The organism is Nocardia sp. NPDC049737 (genome assembly GCF_040674755.1).
GTDB lineage: Bacteria > Actinomycetota > Actinomycetes > Mycobacteriales > Mycobacteriaceae > Nocardia.
Map to the genome: position 1 here is coordinate 118,371 of NZ_JBFANH010000025.1, position 16,825 is coordinate 135,195.

Below are 16,825 nucleotides of genomic sequence, written 5' to 3' on the forward strand. Positions count from 1 at the left end.
CCCGCAGCGCGGGCGGCCGCGGCAGTACTGCTGGCCGCAATGCTGGTGCCCATGCTCGTGGGCTGCCTGCGGGTTCAGGTGTCGATGGGTGTGTCGTCCAATGACCGGGTCTCCGGTCGGATCGTGGCCGCGGTGGTGCCCGCGGACGCCAATGACAAGGGCCCGCAGTTGAAGGCGCCCGATTCGCTGGCCGCGAAGGTGCGGGTCGAGCCGTACAGCCAGGATGGCTATGTCGGCAGCAAGGTGTTCTTCGAGGATCTGTCCTTCGGTGAGGTCGGCCAACTCGGCGCGCTCTCCGATCAGACCCAGGGCATGTTCAACCTGTCGTTCCAGCGCACCGGCGATCTGGTCAGCCTCAATGGCCGGGTCGATCTGAAATCCGTTCCGCCGCACGGTTCGGATGTGCAGTTCACGGTGGCTTTCCCGGCCCGCGTCGCCAAGACCAACGGCAATCGCGAGGACGACTCCACCGTCTCCTGGAAACTGCCGCCCGGCGATGTTTCCACCATGCGCGCCGAGGTCAGCTACGCGGACCCGAATACCCGCTCCTTCGCGGGCTGGGCGGGCATAGTCGGCGGTATCACTCTCGCTGTCGCCGCCATTATCGCCGCCATCGCCTATATGGACCGCAACCCGACGCCGCCCGGCGCACCCGAGAGCGACTTCTCACCGAGCAACCTGTGGCGTTCACTGACCCGCCGCTGACGCGAACCCTGCGTACGGGCGCGGCGATCGCCGCGTGGACGGGCGCGGGTATCGCGCTGTTCGGTTGCGGAACCGCGTTATTCAACCGCGTGACGGTGCGCAGGCTGTCGACCGGACCGAATACGGTGATCGAGCCGGTCACGGTGTGTATCCCGGCTCGCGACGAGGCAGCGCGACTACCCGGGCTGATCGATGATCTCCGCGGTCAAGTGGGTGTGCCGCGACTGCGGGTGCTGATTCTCGACGATGCGTCCTCGGACGGGACCGAAGCGGCTGCGCTCGACGCGATTGCGGGCGATTCGCGCTTCACGGTGTTCCGCTCCGAGGCCGAACCCGCACCCGGATGGACCGGGAAGGCCGCCGCCTGCGCGCGACTCGCCGAGCTGGCCGAGGCCACGGTGCTGGTCTTTCTCGACGCCGATGTGCGATTGGCACCGAATGCGATAGCTGCCGCGACCACCGAATTGCGGCGCAGCCGGGCCACATTGTTGTCACCGTGGCCGTACCAAGTGACAGAGTCGCTGGCCGAGGCGCTGGTGCAGCCGCTGCTGTGCTGGTCGTGGGCGGCCAGCCTGCCGATCGCGGCAGCCAATCGCAGCCTGCGCCCCTCGACCGCCGTCGCCTGCGGCCAGTTCCTGGTGTTCGATGCCACCGCCTATCGCGCCATCGGCGGTCACACCGCGGTCGCCGCGAGCCCTACCGAGGACCTGGATATCGCTCGCGCACTACGTCGTTCGGGTCGCCGGACCGCGCTGGTCGTGGCAGGCCCAGCGGCGAGCACCCGAATGTACCGTGGCGCGGCCGAACTGGAGACCGGTTACAACCGCTGGCTGTGGTCCGCCTACGGCGGAACGGCGATCGGCGGCACGGCGGTGGGAGCTGTTGCGACACTGGCCTACTGGGTGCCCCCACTGGCCGCGATCGGCGGTCGAGGCTCCGTACGCACCGCCGGTCTCATCGGCTACGGCGCGGCGGTCGCCAGCCGCCTGCTCGCACGCTCACTGGAACGCGGCACCACGACCCGCACAGACATCCTCGCGGGTCTAGCACACCCGATCTCCATCGACGCCTACCTCCGCCTTTGGACCCGCTCCCGCCACGCCCACCGCACCAACCTCCTGACCTGGAAGTCCCGCCCCCTAGCGCCCACCCGCTGATCAAGATCACGTGGAATCTGTGGCGGCATCGCCCGAGAGCCCCCGCCCTCAGGTCCACCTGATCTTGATCCGGCTCAGCGTACTGAGGTGAGTCCGACCGTCGGGAGGAAGAAGCAGGACTTGGTGCCGTTGTCGACGGTTCCGAAAACCGCGGCGAGTACCGTGCCGGATCCGGTGTCGACCGGGACCGCGCGCACCCCGCCGACCGGGAATGCGGCGAAGAGATCCTGGATGGCACGTTCGGCCAGTGGCCTTATCTCGGTCGGGATTTCGGTGGGCACCATCTTGCGGACCACATCGGAGATCGATCCCATGGCGGTGATGCCGCTGCGGCCATTGGCGAGGTTGACCCAGGCGACATTCATGCCCGTGGCATTCGTGCCGTCCGGGCGCAGGCCGTAGGGGACGAAGGTGAACATGACTTGGCCCGCCTTGACGGCGGTCGGGTCGAGCCCCGGAATCGCCACCGTGGTTTTGGGCCACGGGCCGGGCACCGCACCCGCGACCGCGGGGACCAGACCGAGTGAGCTGGTGTCGGAGCAGAACGGCGCGAGCGCCGGGTACAGGAACGGGTCGACACCGAAGGTCCGCAACGCCTCGACGACGTCTCGGTAAGCGGCGAACAAATCACCCGGCGCGGCCTGGGCGGACGGTGCGGTCGCGGCCGGAACGGGTGACGCGGGCATCGGCGCCGGACCCGCGGCGGCGATGCCGGGGGCGGCGAGAGTCAGCGCGACCGTACCGGTCGCGATGGCGGTTAGCGTGGTCAGACGGCGCAGCAGGGTCACGACAGGCCTCCTCATCGTCGGGCACGAATCGAGGTCCGAGACTACTCCGGCAAACCTTCGCAACAGTGTCTATTTCGACGAGCGACACGTTCGTGCCGCGCGCCGTCGCGGCAACCAGCAGGTGTGCAATCCGGACGGAAAGCACGCGAAGAACGGCGTCCGAAATGCCACGATCCACTGTGCGACCGAGCCAATAGTGCCTGCTCATGGCCATGCAAACAAGGTCTGCGCTCACGCTGATTCGTACCCTTGTGCCGGACTTCGCCTGCTTCGCATGATATTTCGGCTAGACCCATTGACCGACCCGTGCTCGGCGTCGGACACACCATCCAGAGCGACCGAGAGACCTGGCTCGTCGACGTCGCAGCAACCCCCCGGGCAACCGGGTGCGGGTGCTTCCGCCGGGAACGATGGAGGAACCGAAATCATGAGCGCGTCCGTCGCATCCGATCCGGTATCAGATGTACCGATACCGGGTGCCCACGCACCCGATGCCACGGCATCGGGTGCACCCACTGCTACCGTAAGCGCCACTGACGCACCGGCGATCGCCAGGTCCTGGCACCCGTGGCGCTGGGTGGTCAGCGCCATCGCGCTCGTGCTGCTGGCCCAGTTCATCCACGGACTGGCCACCAACCCCGGCTGGGATTGGTCGACATTCGCCAAATACTTCACCGCGAAATCGGTGCTGTCAGCGCTGAAGGTCACCTTGGAGCTGACCCTGTGGGGTACGGCACTGGGATTCCTGATCGGTACGGCATTGGCGATCGCCCGGCTGTCGAATAATCCGGTGCTGCGGGTGATCTCGTGGGTCTACATCTGGGCCTTCCGCTCGATTCCGCTGATCGTGCAGCTGCTGTTCTGGTTCAACATCGCCTACCTGTACCAGACGCTCTCGCTCGGAATCCCGTTCGGCCCTTCCTTTCTCACCTTCGAGGTGAACGGAGTGATCAGCGGCTTCACCGCGGCCGTCATCGGACTCGCACTGCATCAGGCGGCGTATGCGGCCGAGATCATCCGGGCCGGATACATTTCGGTCGATCCCGGGCAGCTGGAAGCAGCTGCGGCGCTGGGTATTCCCCGGGTGCGCCAGTTCCGCACGGTCATCGCCCCGCAGGCCATGCGCTCGATTCTGCCGAATGCGACCAATGAGGTCATCAGCCTGTTCAAGGGCACCTCGATCGTGTCGGTCATGGCGATCGCGGAACTCTTCTACCAGGTCCAGGTGATCTACGGTCGCAGCGGCCGGGTAGTGCCACTGCTCATGGTCGCCACCGTTTGGTACATCGTGCTGACCACGATTCTGTCGGTGGTGCAGTTCTATATCGAACGCCACTACGCCAAGGGCGCGCACCGCACGCCGCCACCGACACCGGCGCAGCAGGTGTGGCGCAGGCTGCGCGAGATCGCCGAAATCGGTTCCGCCGCACCGCGCGGGGCGACTCGATGAGCGCGCCGGTGGCCCTGGCTCCTGCGGTAGAGGTGCGCGGGGTGCGTAAGTCCTACGGCAGCACCGAGGTGCTGGCCGGCATCGACCTGACCGTACGAGCCGGTGAGGTGGTCACCGTGATCGGACCGTCCGGCTCCGGCAAGTCGACGCTGCTGCGGGTGGTCAACCACCTGGAGTCGCTGGATGCGGGCACCGTGCATATCGACGGTGAATTGATCGGATATCGGCTGCGCCGCAATAAGTTGCACGCGCTGTCGGACCGCGAAGTGCGCAAGCAGCGCTCGCATATCGGCTTCGTCTTCCAGCAGTTCAATCTCTTTCCGCATCTGACGGTGCTCGACAATGTCACGCTCGCACCGATTTCCGCGCAACGTCGCCCGCGTGCGGAAATCGAGGCCGAGGCGCGGGAATTGCTCGAGCGGGTCGGCATCGGCGAACTGACCGATGCCTATCCGCGGCGGCTGTCCGGCGGACAACAGCAGCGCGTGGCCATCGCGCGGGCATTGGCGCTGCGACCGCCGGTGATCCTCTTCGACGAACCCACCTCCGCACTGGATCCAGAGCTGGTGGGTGAGGTCCTCGATGTGATCCGCGATCTCGCCGATGGTGGGACCGCGCTGGTGATCGTCACCCATGAAATCGGTTTCGCCCGTGAAGTCGCCGACACCGTCGTATTCCTCGACGGCGGCGTGATCGTCGAACAAGGTCCGCCCGCCGCCGTACTCGACAACCCGCAACACCCGCGCACCCGCGCATTTCTGTCCCGAGTCCGTTGAGCGCGGTGCGCGCTCCCCGATGAACAGGTATTCGATGAAGCTCTCTGCCCTGGTCGGCCTGGCCGCCGCGGTTGCCTTGCTGGCCACCGGCTGCGGCACCGATCCGGACGCGGAAAACTCCGCACAGCCCGCCGGTTCGATCACCTTCGACCTCTCCCCCGGCCAGTCCGGCCGGATCCACGCGCCCAAGGTCGACGCCATTGCCGCCGAACTACCGCAGGCCATCCGGGACCGCGGGACGCTGGTCGTCACCGGATCCGGTGGTGCTGCACCGCCATTGCGGTTCTACGCCACCGACGACAAGACCATCGTCGGGTCCGAGGTGGATTTCGCCTCGCTCATCGCCGATATCCTCGGACTGAAACTCGTTGCACAGGTGGCCGATTGGTCGCAGAACTTCGTGCGGGTCGATTCCGGCGAGGCCGATGTATTCATCTCCAACGTCACCGTGACCGAGGAGCGCAAGGAGAAGTACGACTTCGCCACCTACCGCAATGACACCGTCGCGCTGGAGATCCCCAAGCAGAGCAAGCTGGAGTATTCCGATCGTAAGAGCCTGGCGGGCAAGCGGATCGGCGTGGGCAGCGGCACCAATCAGGAGCAGCTGCTGGTCAAGTGGAACGAGCAGAATATCGCCGAGGGCCTGCCCCCGATCGATATCGCCTACTTCCAGCAGGTAACCGACTATTACCTGGCGCTGGCCTCGCAGCGCCTCGATGGATATATCGGACCGAACCCGTCCGCGATCTATCACAGCACCACCGCGAATCAGACCAAGATCGTCGCGACCTTCTCCGGCGCCGGTGACGCATTGCAGGGCGAGATCGGTGTGCTCACCAAGAAGGACAACGGGCTGATCGGCCCCATCAACAAGGCCGTCAACAACGCCATCCAGACGGGCACCTACCAGCAGGTCATCGATCGCTGGGGGTTGCGGACCGAGACCGTGCCGGGTTCGCGGATCAATCCGCCCGGCCTACCGAAGAAGTCGTGATCACATGAAGTTCCTGCTGTTCACCCTCGTCACCCGGGTGCCGGATCCGAATACCGGTCGGCTGCCCGAGACCAGGGAGCGACTGCTCGACGTCATCGCCCAGGCCCGCATCGCCGAGGAGCTCGGCTACGACGGATTCGCCGTCGGTGAGCGGCACGAGGATCCGTTCCTCTCGGCCGCACCGCCGGTGATCCTTTCCCATATCGCCGCGGTCACCTCGCGGATCAGTCTGTTCACCGCCGTCACCACGCTGAGTCTGTTGGATCCGGTACGCGCGTTCGAGGACTATTCGACGCTGGACAATCTCTCCGGCGGCCGCCTCGAACTGATCATCGGCAAGGGCAACGGTGCGGCGCAGGCGAAGCTGTACCACGTCACCGCCGAGGACCAGTGGGATCGCAATCGCGAAGGCTATGAGCTGTTCCGGGCGCTGTGGGACAGCGACACCGTGACCTGGGCGGGCCGGTTCCGGCCGGAACTGGTCGAGGCCAAGGCGCTGCCGCGGCCCTGGCAACCGCGCATTCGCATCTGGCACGGCAGCGCGACCAGCCGCGATTCGGTGGAACTCGCCGCGCGCCACGGTGATCCGCTGTTCTCGGCGAATGTCACCAATCCGATCGAACCGTATGCCGAACTGGTGCGCCACTATCGGGAGCGCTGGGAGCACTACGGACACGATCCGGCCGAGGCCCTGGTCGGCGCGGGCACCGCGGGATTCCATGTGGCGCGCACGTCACAGGAAGCCCTCGATGTATACCGCCCGATTTTCGAGGCTCGACTGGCATTGGCGCGCAAGCTCGGTCTGCCGATCGTATTCGAGACACTCGACGATTTCGTCGCGCGCAGTTCGGCGCTGGTGGGCAGCCCGCAGCAGGTGATCGACAAGGTCGGTCGCCAGCACGAGGCCTTCGGGCACGAGGTGATCCACCTGTCCGCCGAACGCGACGGCCGCAGCGAGTCGCAACATCACGCCGGCCTCGAACTCTTCCAGGCCGAGGTCGCACCCGAACTGCGCCGACGCATTCCGAGCCGACCACTGGCCACCGCGCCCAACGGCCGCGCCACCGCACGTCGCACCGACTACGACATCGATTCCCGCGGCGAACTCGTCCGCACCGAAACATCTGGAGTACCACAGTGATCCGTTCCCGACACCGAATCGCGGCGGTGGCCGCCGCCGTCACCGCGGCCGCGAGTCTGGCCGCCTGCGGCAGTGATTCGGCCACCGGCGGCGCCGACGCGGGCCCGCCACAGCCGGGCGGCACTCTGCGCTACGGCCTCTCTCAGGCGCCGACCTGCTCGGATCCGGCACAGTCCGGTACCAATCAGACGCTGTATGTGACCCGCCAGATCGTGGATTCGCTGACCGATCAGGATCCCAAGACCGGTGAGATCAAGCCGTGGCTGGCCAAGAGCTGGGAGATCTCCCCAGACGCCAAGGTGATCACCTTCCATCTCGCCGACGGTGTCACCTTCAGCGACGGCACCCCGCTCACCGCGGATTCGGTGCGCAACACCTTCGATTCGGTGATCAAACTGGGCGGGGTCAAGGCACCGCTCGGCTCCAGCTACCTCACCAATTACGTCGGCACCACCGCGGTAGACAAGCTGACCGCGCGGGTCGAATTCAGCAAGCCCAATGCCCAGTTCCTGCAGGCGTCCTCGACCGCGCAGCTCGGCATTCAGGGTGATGTCACCACGGCCGAACCCGCCGATCAGCGCTGCCTGGGCGACAATGTCGGCAGCGGACCGTTCACCTACGCGTCCTGGCGCCAGGACGCCTCGGCGACCCTGGCCAAACGTGCCGGATACCGCTGGGGTTCGGCGGTCTTCACCCATCAGGGCGAGGCCTATCTGGACAAGATCGAGTTCACGGTGGTGCCCGAATCCGGAGTCCGCACTGGCAGTCTCATCTCCGGTCAGCTCGACGCCGTCAGCGATGCGCTGCCGCAGGACGCACCGCAGATCGAGGCCGCGAACGGACGGGTGCTGAGCACCGCTAATCCCGGTGTGCCGTTCGGCTTCCAGACCAATGTCACGCGCGGACCGCTGCGCGATGTCGCGGTGCGCCAGGCGCTGCTGCCCGCGATCGACCGCAAACAGCTGGTGGACACCGTACTCGGACCGCAGTTCAAGCCCGCCACCAGTACATTGGCCAGCACTACACCCGGGTATCAAGATCTTTCGGCCCGGCTGAGCTATGACCCGGCCAAGGCGCGCAGCATTCTGGACCAGGCGGGCTGGACGCCGGGCGGTGATGGTATCCGCGCGAAGAATGGTGAGCGCCTGTCCTTCTCGGTGCTGTTCAGTCAGGCGTTCGCGGGCAATCAGGCCATCCTGGAACTGGTGCAGCAGCAGCTGCGCCAGGTGGGTGTCGAGCTGAAGCTGGATCTGGTGTCGGGTCCGGAGAGCACGGCTCGGCAGAACGTCAAGGATTTCGACACCACCTACTACAACACCACCCGTGCCGACGGTGACATCCTGCGCACCTCTTTCAGTGTCGACGGCCGCAATCTCAATGCCCGTGAACGCATCCCGGCGCTGGATGATCTGCTCGACGGTCAGCTGAGTGCCTCGGATACCGCCGCACGCACCGCATTGATCCGCACCGCGCAACAGGCCGTACTCGATGCGGGGCTGTGGATTCCTACCGTCGAACTGTCACAGGCGATCGGTGCGGCGCAGAACGTACAAGAGCTCGAGTTCGAGGCGTCCGCCCGGCTGCAGTTCTTCGACACCTGGTTGAGCGGGCGGTAGTCATGGCTCGGTATGTGGTTGTACGGGTCCTGCAGGCGATATGGGTGCTGTGGGCGGCCTTCACCATCTCGTTCGTGGTGCTCTACCTGCTACCCGCCGACCCGGTCTCCATCGCGGCCGACGGTGCAGGTGCGGGCACCCCGATCGACAAGGCGGCGATCGCTGAACTGCAGGCCCGCTACGGACTGGATCGTCCACTCTGGGAACAGTATTGGACCGCGCTGACGCACGCACTGACCGGCGACCTCGGCCACTCCATTGCCACCGGCCAGCCGGTCGCCACCGCGCTGGGTGACGCACTGCCCAATACGCTCGGATTGGCGGGGCTGGCACTGCTTTTCGCGGTGCTCGGCGGAGTGAGTGTGGCTTTCGCCGCGACCTATGCTCGCCGCCCGTGGTTGCGTGACGCGCTCAGCTCGCTGCCCTCCCTCGGGGTTTCGGTGCCGACCTTCTGGACCGGACTACTACTGCTGCAACTGTTCTCGTTCCACTGGCGGCTCGCCCCGGCCTTCGGCGGACACGGTTTCAAGGGCACGGTGCTGCCCGCGCTCACTCTCGCGATACCAATCGGGGCGGTGCTGGCCCAAGTGCTCGCCGCTGGGCTGGCGTCGACTTGGCGTCAGCCGTTCGTCGATGTGGCACTGGCCAAAGGGGGCTCGCGCGGGTGGGTGCTGCGCAAGCATGTGCTGCGTCCGGCCAGCGTGCCGACCTTCACCATTGCCGGTGTGCTGGTCGGCAATATGCTCGCCGGTTCCGTAGTGGTGGAGACCGTTTTCGCCCGTCAGGGCGTGGGCCGGCTCACCCAGACCTCGGTACTGGCCCAGGACATTCCGGTGGTGCAGGGCATTGTGCTGCTCACCTCGACGGTCTTCGTCACCGTGAATCTGGCCGTTGACCTGCTGTATCCACTGCTCGACCCGCGCATCGCCGGTCGATCCCGCCGTGCGGCAACCGATTCCGAGACCGACTCGAATGAAATCCCGGAAGAGGTGGTCGTCCGTGCCTGAGCTACCCCTCGACGCGGCGCGCGATAACGCCGTACTCGCACTGACGCCCGGGCACCTCATCAGCGGCTATGGCTTCGTGCCGAGGCCCGATCTGCGACAGCGGGTGACCGACCATGGTTGATGTCGCCGATGAGTCGCGCCGGGTCGCACTGCCCGGACTGCGCCGGCCAGCACTGCAGTGGAAGTCGTTGCGCGGCAATGTCGTAGTGATTCTGTCCGGTGCCGTCGCGGTGCTGGCGCTCGGCTGGGCGCTGTTCCCTTCGGTTTTCGCCAGTGGTGACCCGCTGACCGGAGTGCCCGCGCAGAAGTTCCAGGGGCCCAGTGCCCGACACTGGTTCGGCACCGACAATCTCGGGCGCGATCTGTATACCCGGATGGTGCACGGCGCAGGACTCTCGCTCACCGCAACCCTGTCCGCGGTCGCCATCGCCCTGATCGCCGGATCGATACTCGGGCTGCTGTCGGGATCGATCGGCGGCTCGGTCGACACCGTCATCATGCGGTTCGTCGATGTGCTGCTATCGATTCCGTCGCTGCTGCTGTCCCTTGCGCTGGTCACCGCGCTCGGCTTCGGCACCCGCAATGTGGCCATCGCGGTTGGCGTTTCGCTGATCGCCAACTTCGCGCGGGTCATGCGCTCGGAGGTGCTTCGAGTGCGACAGGCACCGTATGTGGAGGCGGCGCACGCTGGCGGGGTCCGCTGGTACACGGTGCTGGCCAGGCACGTCCTGCCGAACTCGTATCAGCCGGTACTCGCCTTGGCCGCGGTCGAATTCGGTATGGCGGTGCTATCGGTCTCGGCGCTGAGCTTCCTCGGCTACGGCGCGAAACCCCCCACCCCCGAATGGGGCTCACTGATTTCAGAGGGACGCAATTTCCTCGCCACGGCATGGTGGATGACCACCCTGCCCGGCCTGGTGATCATCGTCGTCGTCCTCTCCGCACAACGTCTCGGCCGCGCCGTAGGAAGGAGTCACAGCGCATGAGTAAGCGCAGCACGTCCGCCGATCCGACGGACGGCACGCCGCAAGTCCGCGACGTCACGAATGGACCGAATGGGTCCGCAGCGGCACTGTTGCGCATCGACGGCCTGCACGTGCGCTACGCCTCCGACAGCGGCGACGTCGCCGCACTCAGCGGCGTATCCCTCACCGTCGTACGCGGCGAGGTTGTCGCGCTGGTCGGTGAATCCGGTTCCGGTAAGTCGACTCTCGCGCAATCGGTGATCGGATTGCTCGGCCCCAATGCCGAGATCACCGGCGGGACCATCACCTTCGACGGGGAGACGGTGGATACCGGATCCGAGCGGGCGCTGCGACGGATTCGCGGTGCGCGGATCGGATTCGTACCGCAGGATCCAGGACTTTCGCTGAATCCGGTGCGGCGCGTGGGTGATCAGGTCGCCGAAGCGCTGCTCGTGCACGGACTCGCCGATCGTCGCGATGCGGCCACGCGAGCGATCGAATTGCTCTCGGATGCCGGACTGGACGTGCCGGAGTTGCGGGCGGCGCAATATCCGCACGAACTGTCCGGTGGCCAGCGGCAGCGGGTGCTGATCGCGGCGGCGATCATCGCCGGACCGGATCTGGTGATCGCCGACGAGCCGACCAGTGCGCTCGACGCCACGGTAGCGCGACGGGTACTCGACAAACTCGCCGCGCAGACGGCGGCGCGCGGCACAGCGGTACTGCTGATCACCCACGATCTCGCGATCGCCGCCGAGCGGGCCGATCGGATCATTGTGCTGAGCGGCGGGGAGATCGTCGAAACCGGTCCAACCGCGACGGTGCTCACCGAACCACGTCATCCGTACACGAAGCGCCTGCTCGCCGCCTCACCGAGTCTGGCCCCGTTCGACGGGTTCCGCACACCGCGCACGAGCGCCGGTCCGCCGTTGCTCACCGTGCGGGATGTGCACAAGCGCTTCCGCGCACCGGCCGGTGGTTCGGTCACCGCGGTGGCGGGCGTCGGATTCGAACTCGGTCGCGGCGAAACCCTCTCGCTGGTCGGCGAATCCGGCTCCGGCAAGTCGACTACGGCGCGAATCGCCTTGCGGCTCACCGAACCGGACAGCGGCGCGATTACGTTCGACGGGCAGGACATGACCGCGGTGAAAGGTGGACGGTTGCGCGACCTGCGCCAGCGCTTCCAGGTGGTCTACCAAAATCCCTACGGCTCACTGGATCCGCGCTGGCGAGTCGGCTCGATCATCGAGGAACCGCTGCGGGCCTATGCCGTCGGCGATCGCAAGGCCAGACAGGAGCGGGTGCGTGAACTGCTCGGCCAGGTCGCGCTGCCGGAGAACTTCGCACAGCGCCGCCCGGCGGAACTGTCCGGCGGACAACGCCAACGCGTCGCCATCGCCCGCGCGCTGGCCCTGCACCCGGACCTGCTCGTACTGGACGAACCGGTCTCGGCTCTCGACGCCTCCGTCCAGGCCCAGATCCTGGAACTGCTGGACCGCCTGCAAACCGAACTCGGACTGAGCTACCTGTTCATCTCCCACGACCTCGCCGTGGTGCGCCGCATCAGCGACCGCGTCGCGGTCATGCGCGACGGTCGCATTGTCGAATCCGGCTCCACCGCCGACATTTTCGACAACCCGCAGCACGAGTACACCCGCGAACTGCTGTCGGCCATTCCCACACCGCACGTCGCCACACCGGGGGCGGCCTGATGACCGGCACCCGACTACGCCATCCCCACCACAACCGCACACTCGAAGGAGTCAGAGCGTCATGACGACCAGCATCACCAGTCTTTTCGAAACCGAGTGGGCGCATTGGCATCACGCCAGGCAAGACCAGTTGCGTGATCCGCTCGGCTTCCTGAGCCTGACCGGATTGCATTGGCTCACCGACCAACCCGAGCGCATGCCCGACATTCCCGGCACCTGGTGGGTCACCGACGACAAGGTGTTCATCACCGCCCGGCCCGCCGACCGCCTGCGGTTCGAGGGCAGCGACATCGCGGGCGTACAGATCGTCATACCGGCCGAAGGCGCGCCGGGACTCGAGGTGCTGCACGAGAATCGAGTGCTCGAGGTGATTCGGCGCAGCGGCCTCTACGCCGTGCGCGTGCACGACCCGGCCGCACCGACATTGCTGAGTTTCGAGGGCATCCCGACCTATGCCCCGGACCCGCGCTGGGTGGTCGAAGGCCGCTTCGAGCCGTTCGACGAGCCGCGCACGATCACCACCGGAGCCGTCGTCGACGGGCTCGAACATCACCACACCGCCTCGGGCACCATCGAATTCACCATCGGCGAGGTCACCGAGCGCGTCATCGCCTTCGGCGAGCCGACCAACCTGCGGGTGCTGTTCACCGATGCCACCAGCGGCGTCACCACCTACCCTGCGGCCCGCTCGCTGGCCGTCGAGGCACCCGACGCCCGTGGCACCGTGGGTCTCGATTTCAACCGCGCGGCCAATCTGCCCTGCGCCTTCACCGATTTCGCCACCTGCCCGCTCGCACCCGCGGAAAACCGGCTGCGGGTTGCCATCGAAGCGGGCGAACAGGATCCGCGCCTGGGACGGTCCGCGTGACGATCCCGCTTTCCATCCTCGATCTGGCCCCGATCAGCGCCGGATCCACCGCACAGCAGGCCCTGCGCAACACCATCGATCTGGCCCAGCACGCCGAGCAGTGGGGTTACCGCCGCTACTGGCTGGCCGAACATCATTTCGTCTCGGTGGCGAGCTCCTCCTCCATCACGCTGATCGGCCTGGTCGCCGCGGCCACCACCCGGATTCGCGTCGGCTCGGCGGCGGTTCAGGTCGGCCACCACACCTCGGCATCGATCGTGGAGGCGTTCGGCACCATCGACGCGCTCTACCCGGGACGACTCGACCTCGGCCTGGGCCGATCGGGCCATCGCCGCACTCAGTTCGGCGCACAGCCCGCGCATCCCAAGGGCGGTCACCCGGTCGTCGATACCGTGACCGGGCGCACCGAGGTCCGCGACGGCGTAGTTGTTCCGCCACCGTTCGATCCCGGACGGATCACCGACCGGTCGAAGTTCATCGCCTCGCTCGGCGCACTGCAACAGCATGGCGCGCAGGCACCGGACTTCCCCGACCAGGTCGACGAGGTACGCACCCTGCTCAACGGCACCTACAAGAGCGCCGAAGGCATTGCGCTGCACGCGGTTCCGGGTGAGGGCGCACAGGTCGAGCTGTGGTTGTTCGGCAGCTCGGCCAGTGAAAGCGCCGAATTGGCAGGCAAACTCGGTCTGCCCTTTGCCGCCGCCTATCACGTCTCCCCCGGCACCGCCCTGGACGCGGTCGCGGCCTACCGAGCGGCCTTTCGGCCCTCGGTCGGCCTCGCCGAGCCGTATGTGGTGATCTCCGCGGACGTGGTCGTCGCCTCCGATGACGCGCGCGCCCAACATCTGGCCGCCACCTACGGTCACTGGGTGCACAGCATCCGCAGCGGTGCGGGCGCCGCGGACTATCTCGATCCGGATACCGCCACCCCGCTGACACCGGAGCAGCGCCGATTGGTCGACGACCGCCTCGCCACCCAGTTCGTCGGCAGCCCACGCACCGTCGTCGAACGCCTGCAGGCCCTGCAGCGGGTCACCGGCGCGAACGAACTCCTCGTCACCAGCGTCACCCACCGCCATGAGGACCGCCTCGAATCCCACCGCCTCCTCGCCGATGCCTGGGGGCTGCGGACAGCGCGCGCCGCGTAGCCAGCATGCTGCCCCCGTCGACCAATGTCGGGGCAGCTGGGAATTCCGCGCAACAACTGAGTTCGCAAGAACATCGGTAACTCGTCGGGTACGCCCAGCACCCGACCCCCGGCTAACTGTCGGCCCGCGACGCCACCGGTGTGGCACCCACGACCGGCAGAAGACTCGGGGAGGCGGGGGAGCTGGGTGCGGCGGTTACGCCGTAGCCGAGGTTGGTGAGGACCTCACCGGTGGCCTTGGCGAAATTCAGCGTGATGAAGTGCAGGCAGGGTGCGCCCTCAGCGATGAGGCGCTGGCCCATTTCGGTGGCGATTTCGATGCCGGCCTCGCGGACGGCGGCATTGTGCTCCTCCGACCCGTCACCGGCGGCCTTGCGCAGGCGCTCCATGACCGCAGGGGGCAGGGGACGTCCGCACAGTTCCTCGGCGCGTGCCACCGTGCGCAGCGAGGTGATGGGCATCAGCTCCGGGATGATCGGCTTCGCGCCCTCGATCGGATCGTAGGTCGCGATGCGATCGCGCAGGCGCAGATAGTGCTCGACGTCGAAGAACATCTGGGTAATCGAATACTCCGCGCCCGCACGCAGTTTCGCGGCCAGATACGCGGTGTCGTGCTCCAGATCCGGGGAGCGGTGGTGGCCCTGCGGGAACGAGGCGACGCCGACATGGAAGTCGCCGAGGTCGCGCACGATGCGCACTAGTTCCTCGGCGTAGGCCACACCCTCGGGATGTTTGCGCCATTCGCCGAGCGGATCGCCGGGCGGGTCGCCGCGCAGCACGAGAATATTGCGGATGCCCGAATCGGCGTACGCGCCGACCAGTGAGCGCAGTTCTGCGACGCTGTGCTCGACGGCAGTCAGATGCGCGACCGGCAGTAGCGTCGTCTCCTCGGCCAGCGCGCCGGTGATCCGCACGGTGCGGTCGCGAGTGGTACCGCCCGCGCCGTAGGTCATCGAGACGAAGGCCGGATGCATGCGCTCGAAAGTGCGCGCGGCCCGCCACAACCGCGCCTCGCCCGCGGCGTCACGCGGCGGATTGAACTCCACCGAGAAGGGCACAGAACCCCCCGAGTGGGTCCGCAGGCTCTGTACAACCGAGGGTGTTCCAGAGACGATCGGTGGCGTCGGGGACGGCCGGCCAGGGGTCGAACGTCCCCGCACGTTGTCGAAAGTCACCGGTCCAGTGTAGTGGTGGCCCCTCACCGGGCCGTCAGGTCGTCACAACCGTACGCGTATTCTGCGAGCAAGCGACATGCTCGCAGTCACCGGAACGACACGCGCGACGGTCCCCGTCCGGCAGCGAAGTACCTATAGCGCCCACGATCCACCGCGCACCAGCACCCGCACGACCTTGGAGGCTCCCCTGTCCGCCGGAACCGGTATCCAGACGCCTCAGGGCACCCCGCCCACGAACCACACGCCGGCGCCGGGCACCCCCGGATTCGTCGCGGCGGTCGAGGACGCGCTCAAAGCCTTTTTCCTGACCCGACGCCCCATCGTCGAACCGCTCGGTCCGGTTTTCATCCAGGCCGCGGACGCGCTCGAACTGTTCGTGCTGCGCGGCGGTAAGCGCACCCGCCCGGCCTTCGCCTGGACCGGCTGGCTCGGCGCGGGCGGCGATCCCACCGACCCGCACGCCGCCGCGGTCCTGAACGCCTGTGCCGCACTGGAATTGGTGCAGGCCTGCGCGCTGGTCCACGACGACATCATCGACTCCTCGCGCACCCGTCGCCGCTTCCCCACCGTGCATGTCGACTTCGAACAGCGCCACCGCGACCACGGCTGGGCCGGTGACGCCGAACACTTCGGCACCTCGGTCGCCATCCTGGTCGGCGATTTGGCGCTGGCCTGGGCCGATGACATGGTGCACACCGCCGGACTCGACGCCGCCGCCCTCGGCCGCTTCGCACCGGTATGGGCGCTGATGCGCACCGAGGTGCTCGGCGGACAGCTGCTCGATATCCACGGCGAGTCCGCGGGTGACGAATCCGTCGCGGCGGCGCTGCGCATCAACCGCTACAAGACCGCGGCCTACACCGTGGAGCGCCCACTGCACCTGGGCGCGGCACTGGCCGACGCCGATCCGCAGCTGATCGAGGCCTACCGGACCTTCGGCACCGATATCGGCATCGCCTTCCAGCTGCGCGACGATCTGCTCGGCGTCTTCGGCGATCCCGCGGTCACCGGTAAGCCCTCCGGCGACGATCTACGCGAGGGCAAGCGCACCGTTCTCGTCGCCGAGGCGCTGCAGCGCGCCGATGCCACCGATCCGGCCGCGGCCGATCTGCTGCGCACCAGCATCGGCACCAACCTGACTACGGACCAGGTCGAGCGGTTGCGCACGGTGATCACCGAACTCGGCGCGGTCGACGAGGTGGAGCGGCGTATCACCGAACTCACCGAACAGGGCCTGGCCGCACTGGCATCGAGTACCGCCACACCCGATGCCAAGGAGCGATTGCGCGCCATGGCACTGGCAGCGACGAGTCGCACGCACTAG

Annotated in this window: 16 protein-coding genes and 1 riboswitch; of the genes, 14 read left to right on the top strand and 2 right to left on the bottom strand. The window is 67.1% G+C overall.

Features of this window, described 5'->3' with window-relative positions; genetic code table 11:
- Positions 1-39: 39 nt before the first annotated feature.
- Complete coding sequence (locus AB0J47_RS29775; RefSeq protein WP_364353380.1) at positions 40-705, top strand: DUF3153 domain-containing protein; 666 nt, start codon at positions 40-42, stop codon at positions 703-705.
- Positions 706-794: 89 nt separating this feature from the next.
- Positions 795-1,862 carry a glycosyltransferase gene (locus AB0J47_RS29780; RefSeq protein ID WP_364353383.1) on the top strand — a complete coding sequence of 356 codons (1,068 nt, stop codon included), beginning with the start codon at positions 795-797 and terminating at the stop codon, positions 1,860-1,862.
- A gap of 74 nt (positions 1,863-1,936) precedes the next feature.
- Here AB0J47_RS29780 and AB0J47_RS29785 read toward each other — a convergent pair whose 3' ends face one another.
- Entirely contained in the window at positions 1,937-2,650 is a 714-nt protein-coding gene (locus AB0J47_RS29785) for a hypothetical protein (RefSeq protein WP_364353265.1), read from the bottom strand.
- Between the two features lie 322 nt (positions 2,651-2,972).
- Positions 2,973-3,067, top strand: a riboswitch (SAM riboswitch).
- A 10-nt stretch (positions 3,068-3,077) separates the two neighbouring features.
- Here AB0J47_RS29785 and AB0J47_RS29790 point away from each other — a divergent pair.
- The 11 genes from AB0J47_RS29790 to AB0J47_RS29840 all read left to right on the top strand — a co-directional run bounded on the left by AB0J47_RS29790 (position 3,078) and on the right by AB0J47_RS29840 (position 14,327).
- Positions 3,078-4,100, top strand: coding sequence for an amino acid ABC transporter permease (locus AB0J47_RS29790; RefSeq protein WP_364353268.1), 1,023 nt, complete (start codon positions 3,078-3,080; stop codon positions 4,098-4,100).
- Positions 4,097-4,876, top strand: coding sequence for an amino acid ABC transporter ATP-binding protein (locus AB0J47_RS29795; RefSeq protein ID WP_364353271.1), 780 nt, complete (start codon positions 4,097-4,099; stop codon positions 4,874-4,876). Before AB0J47_RS29790 ends, AB0J47_RS29795 begins: the two co-directional genes overlap by 4 nt.
- Positions 4,877-4,910: 34 nt before the next feature.
- Positions 4,911-5,870: an ABC transporter substrate-binding protein gene (locus AB0J47_RS29800; protein WP_364353274.1), complete on the top strand. Its 960-nt coding sequence runs from the start codon at positions 4,911-4,913 to the stop codon at positions 5,868-5,870.
- 4 nt (positions 5,871-5,874) lie between these two features.
- Positions 5,875-7,011 (top strand): LLM class flavin-dependent oxidoreductase, encoded by a 1,137-nt coding sequence (locus AB0J47_RS29805; protein ID WP_364353277.1) that lies wholly within the window; start codon positions 5,875-5,877, stop codon positions 7,009-7,011.
- Entirely contained in the window at positions 7,008-8,627 is a 1,620-nt protein-coding gene (locus AB0J47_RS29810; RefSeq protein WP_364353280.1) for an ABC transporter substrate-binding protein, read from the top strand. Before AB0J47_RS29805 ends, AB0J47_RS29810 begins: the two co-directional genes overlap by 4 nt.
- Positions 8,628-8,629: 2 nt before the next feature.
- Positions 8,630-9,634 carry an ABC transporter permease gene (locus AB0J47_RS29815; protein WP_364353283.1) on the top strand — a complete coding sequence of 335 codons (1,005 nt, stop codon included), beginning with the start codon at positions 8,630-8,632 and terminating at the stop codon, positions 9,632-9,634.
- Positions 9,627-9,755, top strand: a complete 129-nt coding sequence (locus AB0J47_RS29820; RefSeq protein WP_364353286.1) for a hypothetical protein — start codon at positions 9,627-9,629, stop codon at positions 9,753-9,755. The genes AB0J47_RS29815 and AB0J47_RS29820 overlap by 8 nt, the downstream gene beginning before the upstream one ends.
- Positions 9,748-10,620 (top strand): ABC transporter permease, encoded by an 873-nt coding sequence (locus AB0J47_RS29825; protein WP_364353289.1) that lies wholly within the window; start codon positions 9,748-9,750, stop codon positions 10,618-10,620. Before AB0J47_RS29820 ends, AB0J47_RS29825 begins: the two co-directional genes overlap by 8 nt.
- Entirely contained in the window at positions 10,617-12,311 is a 1,695-nt protein-coding gene (locus AB0J47_RS29830) for an ABC transporter ATP-binding protein (protein WP_364353292.1), read from the top strand. Before AB0J47_RS29825 ends, AB0J47_RS29830 begins: the two co-directional genes overlap by 4 nt.
- A 61-nt stretch (positions 12,312-12,372) precedes the next feature.
- Entirely contained in the window at positions 12,373-13,179 is an 807-nt protein-coding gene (locus AB0J47_RS29835; protein WP_364353295.1) for a DUF1684 domain-containing protein, read from the top strand.
- Positions 13,176-14,327, top strand: coding sequence for an LLM class flavin-dependent oxidoreductase (locus AB0J47_RS29840; RefSeq protein WP_364353298.1), 1,152 nt, complete (start codon positions 13,176-13,178; stop codon positions 14,325-14,327). The genes AB0J47_RS29835 and AB0J47_RS29840 overlap by 4 nt, the downstream gene beginning before the upstream one ends.
- Positions 14,328-14,439: 112 nt before the next feature.
- Here the strand turns inward: AB0J47_RS29840 and AB0J47_RS29845 are convergent, their stop codons facing one another.
- Positions 14,440-15,501, bottom strand: a complete 1,062-nt coding sequence (locus AB0J47_RS29845; protein ID WP_364353301.1) for a methylenetetrahydrofolate reductase — start codon at positions 15,499-15,501, stop codon at positions 14,440-14,442.
- Positions 15,502-15,676: 175 nt separating this feature from the next.
- Between AB0J47_RS29845 and AB0J47_RS29850 the strand changes: the two genes are divergently transcribed.
- Positions 15,677-16,825, top strand: coding sequence for a polyprenyl synthetase family protein (locus AB0J47_RS29850; protein WP_364353386.1), 1,149 nt, complete (start codon positions 15,677-15,679; stop codon positions 16,823-16,825).

Coding starts and splice junctions, on each gene's coding strand:
- AB0J47_RS29775 (WP_364353380.1), top strand. CDS start 40: ATGCTGGTGCCCATGCTCGTGGGCTGCCTGCGGGTTCAGGTGTCGATG.
- AB0J47_RS29790 (WP_364353268.1), top strand. CDS start 3,078: ATGAGCGCGTCCGTCGCATCCGATCCGGTATCAGATGTACCGATACCG.
- AB0J47_RS29795 (WP_364353271.1), top strand. CDS start 4,097: ATGAGCGCGCCGGTGGCCCTGGCTCCTGCGGTAGAGGTGCGCGGGGTG.
- AB0J47_RS29800 (WP_364353274.1), top strand. CDS start 4,911: ATGAAGCTCTCTGCCCTGGTCGGCCTGGCCGCCGCGGTTGCCTTGCTG.
- AB0J47_RS29805 (WP_364353277.1), top strand. CDS start 5,875: ATGAAGTTCCTGCTGTTCACCCTCGTCACCCGGGTGCCGGATCCGAAT.
- AB0J47_RS29815 (WP_364353283.1), top strand. CDS start 8,630: ATGGCTCGGTATGTGGTTGTACGGGTCCTGCAGGCGATATGGGTGCTG.
- AB0J47_RS29825 (WP_364353289.1), top strand. CDS start 9,748: ATGGTTGATGTCGCCGATGAGTCGCGCCGGGTCGCACTGCCCGGACTG.
- AB0J47_RS29830 (WP_364353292.1), top strand. CDS start 10,617: ATGAGTAAGCGCAGCACGTCCGCCGATCCGACGGACGGCACGCCGCAA.
- AB0J47_RS29835 (WP_364353295.1), top strand. CDS start 12,373: ATGACGACCAGCATCACCAGTCTTTTCGAAACCGAGTGGGCGCATTGG.